Genomic DNA, 4,981 nt, shown 5'->3' with positions numbered 1-4,981 from the left:
CGAGGGTCCGTTCGCTAGACCACCCGATTCTTGGCGCCGCCCGCCGAGGCAGGCAAACTAGAAATTCTTCTGGCTTTCCCCAAATTTTTTTTGAAGACTTCGCGATGAAGCGTTCGCTACCCCTCAACGCCGTGCGTGTGTTCGAACTTGCGGCGCAGCATTTGAGCTTCACCAAGGCCGGTGAGGAGCTCTCGCTGACAGCGGCTGCGGTCAGCGCGCAAGTCAAATTGCTGGAGGCGTACCTCGGTACGCCGTTGTTTGTGCGTAGCAACAATAAGCTCGCTCTGACGGCCGCCGGGGAGAATTATTTCCCGCGTATCCGGGATGCTTTTCGTGCGTTGCAGCATGCCACGGACCAGGTGATGGGTCAGCGGAACGCCTCGCTGAGGGTCGCTGTGCCGGCCACGTTCGGTACGAAGTGGCTTGTGCCCCGGCTATTCCGCTTCTTCACCCGGCACCCGGATATCGCCGTCGAGGTGGTCACGGATGGCGGTGACGCGGGCTGGGATCTGGCGATCGACGACCGCCTTGGCGAGGGGATGGAGCTTTTGGTCACCACGGGTTACACCCCGGTCTGTGCGCCCGCCGTGGCGGACGGAATCGTCGAGCCGGCCGACTTGTTTCACTATTTACTGCTCCATGAGCGCCCCGGTCGTCGTGCGGTGGCGATCGCTAGCTGGGATCAGTGGTTCGAGCAGGTTGGCGTGGAGCCGACGGCCATTTCCCGTGAGATGGGCTTTGGCGACGGCACAATGATGCTCCAGGCTGCGATCGAGGGGCAGGGCGTGGCACTGGCACAAGATCTGTTGGTCGCCTATGACCTGGCTGCAGGGCGCCTTGCGGCACCCCTGATGCAGCCTGTGCCGCTTCAGCACGCGTGGTATTTCGCTGTGTCGCGCGAGGCAGTGCATCGGGAAGAGACGACGGCATTTCGCGATTGGCTTTTCTCTGAGCTCTCGCGTTAGCCCGAAGAAGGCAGGAGGCCCTCAGCCGATTGAGGGCCTCGTTGGTATGGGCCGTGCGACGTTAGTTCTTCGCGCTGGAATCATCGAATGGTATATGACGTTGCCGCGCGGTATCCGGCAGATCGAGTTCACCGAGCGAATACGTCTGGACTCCGGTTCGAAGCGCATTGGCCCTTACGCCAATATCATTCGTAACGATCAACTCGCAGCCCGTGGATCGTGCAATCGCCACAATCTGTCGGTCAATCTTGATCTTTTGCCATGACGCTTCGACGCCATCCTTCTTGCTGCCAGAGTTGACAGCTCCGCGATCAATGAGCTGAAGCTCAACCGCGGGCCGACCCCCGCAAGTCCTGCCACATCGCCATGGGGTCGGGCACCTCGTCCCAACCGTTATCCGGGAGCGTAGCGATTCGATCGAGGACATCACGAACGCTCGTCATGTCCAGAACCTCAAAAGAACGAACCACGCACTTGCCACTTTTTGGCAGCCAACCGATATCGGTCCGCTCCCATGGTCCATCGGCGACGAGGCGGATCATGCCGGATCTGAAATGGGGGAGAATCTCGCGCGCGAGGGTCATGTCGCGAATGACTACATTGATGTCTCGGTTGTAGTCATCGCGAAGATGAAGATTGACCGTATCGTCCGCGCCGATTAGCCCGGTGACTACGCCGTCGATCGTGTCGACCTGGCGCAGCGTGAATGACTCGTTGTTAACAGGATGGACAACAGACAGATTTGCAACCACGTTTCCCTCGGCGTCTAAGATCGTTGTTCCGCGAACGTTATCTTCGCCGAGCATGACTTCGATGCGATGTAGGGACTTTCCCGGGTTTCCGTCAGGGTTCGCTTGAGCTTCTCGTAGGCGCGCATGAACAAACGATCGCCGGTCACTCGCAATCGTTGCGACGATGCCAATGCTCGATGCTTTGATCGTCGCGAAGCGAGGATCATTGCTCTTTCCCAGGAGATGGGCGAACGCCGCTATGTATTCGCCCATGCGCTCCATGGGAATGGCGTCCGGCAGGCGTCCGGGAATTCTGAGTGTGAAGTTGGTCGTAGCCATACTGCATCCTAACCGCTGACGACTCTACAGAGGATGGACCGCCGCTTGGCCGACTAGCTGCGTTCGTCGTTTCCGCGCAGACGCGAGCTCAGATTTTTCTGGGGTTGCTCTTGCCCGCATCGGCGTTCGGTGTGCTTCCTGCGCCACCAGAGCACACCGACAACGATGACGGCGGCGCCGATGGCCAGCCAGAGGCCGGCCTGGCCGCGACGGATCCACATGGCGAGCCATTCGTGGTTGTGGGCGCCCAGGTAGCCCAGGTAGACCCAGATCGGCACGCTGATGGCGGCGGCCATGCCATCGAGCAGCAGGAAGCGGAGGAAGCCTACGCGGTGGGTGGCGCCGGCGGTGATGAAGACGGCGGTGCGCATGCCGGGCAGGAAACGGGCCACGAACATGAGCCGGTTGCCGTACTTCTCGAACTTCTCCTGCACCTTGGCGTAGCGCTCGGGGGTGAGCAGGCGGGCCACGAAGCGCCAGCGCATGATCCGGCCGCCGAAATGCCGGCCGAGCAGGAACATGGTGGAATCGCCCATCAGGACGCCCGCCATGCCCACGCCCACCATGGTGTGGACATCGCCATAGCCCAGGCCGGTGATGATGCCGCCGGCCACGAGGGTGATGTCCTCGGGCAGGGGCAGGCCGGCGCCGCACAGAATCAGGGCGAGGAAGACGGCGATGTAGCCGTTCCGCCCGAAGACGTCGACGAGGCTATTGAGCAGTTCCATCAGGCTTTGGCACGTCCGGTCAGGGCCGGGTCCTTCGGGGTACGAAGACCGGATGATCCCATGGATCGCATGACATCGCAGGTGCGCCGCATCATTCCGCGGCCGCCTTGCCCTGGGCGGCATGATCGGCAAGCAGGACGCGCAGTTCAGCTTTCTCGGTGTCATCGAGGCTGCCGATACGCGCGCTGAGCGCCTCGCGGCGCTGGGTCGTGGCCTGGCGCTGCATGCCGGCCAGGGCGCCCAGGAAGTCCACGCGCTGCATATCGGCCTCGCCGATCACCTCGGCCTGCATCAGTTTCTGCAGGGAGGCGTACTCCGGCCGGTCGAGGAAATACTCGACCAGCACCGCCGGGCGGATATCCGGCCGGGAGCGGATGACATCGATCAGTTCGGCCAGCAGGTTCACGCCGGGGCGGTCCAGGCGCAGGAACGGGTAGGGCGGCTCCACTTCGAGGGCCAGGGCCGGCTGGGCGAGCAGCAGCGTGATCGCGCTACGCACCAGGCTGCGCTGGGTTCCGCCCTGGGTGGGGGCGCGAGCCGGGCGGGCCTGCGCCGCCTCGGGTTCGAAGGTCGCGCCGGCGCCGGTGCGCCGTTTCAGCTCATCGGCCATCAGGTCGCGGAAGGCGCCGTCGGGCAGTTTGGCGATCAGCGGGCGCGCGCGTTCGGCAAGGCGGGCCCGGCCATCCAGGCGGGTGGTATCCACGTCGCGGGCCATTTCCTCAAAGAAGTACTCGGAGAGCGGCATCGCGTCCTTCATGCGCTTCTCGAAGCCTTCCTTGCCCTCCTTGCGGACCAGGGTGTCCGGATCCTCGCCGTCCGGCAGGAACAGGAAATGAGCCTGCCGGCCGTCCCGCATGCGCGGGAGGATCGATTCGACGGCGCGCCAGGCGGCCTGGCGGCCGGCGCGGTCGCCGTCGAAGCAGAAGTAGACATCGGGCGCCGCCCTGAACAGGACCTCGGCATGGTCCGGGGTGGTCGCGGTGCCCAGGGTGGCTACGGCGATGGGCAGGCCGGCCTGGTGGAGGGCGATCACATCCATATAGCCCTCGACCACCATGATCCGGGTGACCGTCTGGTTGGCCTGCTTCACCTGCCACAGGGCGAACAGCTCGCGGCCCTTGTGGAACAGCGGGGTCTCCGGGGAGTTGAGGTATTTCGGCCCCTGGTCGGAGGACAGCACTCGGCCGCCAAAGGCGATGACCCGGCCGCGGCGGTCCAGGATCGGGAACATGACCCGTTCGCGGAAGCGGTCGTAACGGTTGCCGCGTTCGTTGCTGGCCACCATGCCGGCGTCGTTGAGCAGCTTGCGCCGGTTGTCGGTGGTGCCAAGCGCCTTGAGCACGCCATCGAAGCCCGCCGGGGCCCAGCCGATCCGGAATCGCTTGAGAATTTCCTCATCCATCCCGCGCCGGTCGACGTAGGCTTTTGCCTCATCACTGCTGCCCAGCTCCCGCTGGTAGAAGCTGGCCGCTTCGTCCAGCAGGGTATAGAGGTCGCTGCGGTCCTCCCGCGGCTTGTCGTCGCGGCCACCCTCGTAGGGCACCTTCATGCCGACCGACTGGGCCAGCTCCTCGATCGCGTCGGGGAACTCGAGCCGGTCGTAGTCCATCAGGAACTTGATGGCGCTGCCGTGGGCGCCGCAGCCGAAGCAGTGGAAGAACTGCTTGGCCGGGCTGACATAGAACGAGGGCGAGCGCTCGTTGTGGAACGGGCAGCAGGCCGTCCACTCCCGTCCCGCCTTCTTCAGGGGCACGCGCCGCTCGATCACGTCGACGATGTCGACGCGAGTCAGGAGCTCGTCGATGAAGTTGTCAGGAATACGGCCGCGCATGGGGCGCCTAGGATGCCACGCAACCGCTCCCCGAAGGAGTCTTGCGGACGCTTAAAAAGCCATCTTGAAGACGCCGACCACCGCCAGGATGGCGATGACGAACAGGATCAGGAAGATGGCGAAACAGACCTTGGCGATGGTGCCGGCGATGCCGGAGACCTTGGTGAAGCCAAGCGCGCCGGTGATGAGCGCGATGATGCCGAAGATGATGGCGTACTTAAGCATGGGGTTCCTCTCCAGATAGAGCCGGAGGACGCTCCCCCTGCCGCGGCGGGAAGGATGCGGCGAGCCGCGTGGGGCAATTGTGAATATGTTTGTGGGAGCGCGGGGGGGGGCGCGGGGGGGGGGGGGAGCTCCCAACCCCCCCCGCCCCCCCCCCCACCAGGC

Annotated in this window: 5 protein-coding genes; 1 reads left to right on the top strand and 4 read right to left on the bottom strand. The window is 64.1% G+C overall.

Features of this window, described 5'->3' with window-relative positions; translation table 11 throughout:
• A partial coding sequence (locus ACTHLF_RS10570) for a LysR substrate-binding domain-containing protein (protein WP_440327242.1) occupies positions 1-965 on the top strand: 965 nt, incomplete at its 5' end.
• Positions 966-1,291: 326 nt separating this feature from the next.
• Here the strand turns inward: ACTHLF_RS10570 and ACTHLF_RS10565 are convergent.
• The 4 genes from ACTHLF_RS10565 to ACTHLF_RS10550 all read right to left on the bottom strand — a co-directional run bounded on the left by ACTHLF_RS10565 (position 1,292) and on the right by ACTHLF_RS10550 (position 4,819).
• On the bottom strand, positions 1,292-2,035 hold the full coding sequence (locus tag ACTHLF_RS10565) for a hypothetical protein (RefSeq protein WP_440327240.1): 744 nt from the start codon (positions 2,033-2,035) through the stop codon (positions 1,292-1,294).
• 53 nt (positions 2,036-2,088) lie between these two features.
• Positions 2,089-2,763 (bottom strand): DedA family protein, encoded by a 675-nt coding sequence (locus tag ACTHLF_RS10560; RefSeq protein ID WP_440327238.1) that lies wholly within the window; start codon positions 2,761-2,763, stop codon positions 2,089-2,091.
• Between the two features lie 91 nt (positions 2,764-2,854).
• Entirely contained in the window at positions 2,855-4,594 is a 1,740-nt protein-coding gene (dnaG, locus tag ACTHLF_RS10555) for a DNA primase (RefSeq protein ID WP_440327237.1), read from the bottom strand.
• A gap of 51 nt (positions 4,595-4,645) precedes the next feature.
• A complete protein-coding gene (locus ACTHLF_RS10550) occupies positions 4,646-4,819 on the bottom strand; it encodes a DUF1328 domain-containing protein (RefSeq protein ID WP_440327235.1) in 174 nt (57 codons plus the stop codon).
• Positions 4,820-4,981 lie beyond the last annotated feature (162 nt).

Source organism: Luteibacter sp. (assembly GCF_051958795.1).
GTDB lineage: Bacteria > Pseudomonadota > Gammaproteobacteria > Xanthomonadales > Rhodanobacteraceae > Luteibacter.
The sequence above is the reverse complement of the archived record's forward strand: the minus strand, read 5'-3'. Positions and strand labels throughout refer to the sequence as shown.

Bases quoted from the DNA above. Each gene is read 5' to 3' on its own strand.
- ACTHLF_RS10565 (WP_440327240.1), bottom strand. From the start codon at position 2,035: ATGGCTACGACCAACTTCACACTCAGAATTCCCGGACGCCTGCCGGAC.
- ACTHLF_RS10560 (WP_440327238.1), bottom strand. From the start codon at position 2,763: ATGGAACTGCTCAATAGCCTCGTCGACGTCTTCGGGCGGAACGGCTAC.
- dnaG (WP_440327237.1), bottom strand. From the start codon at position 4,594: ATGCGCGGCCGTATTCCTGACAACTTCATCGACGAGCTCCTGACTCGC.
- ACTHLF_RS10550 (WP_440327235.1), bottom strand. From the start codon at position 4,819: ATGCTTAAGTACGCCATCATCTTCGGCATCATCGCGCTCATCACCGGC.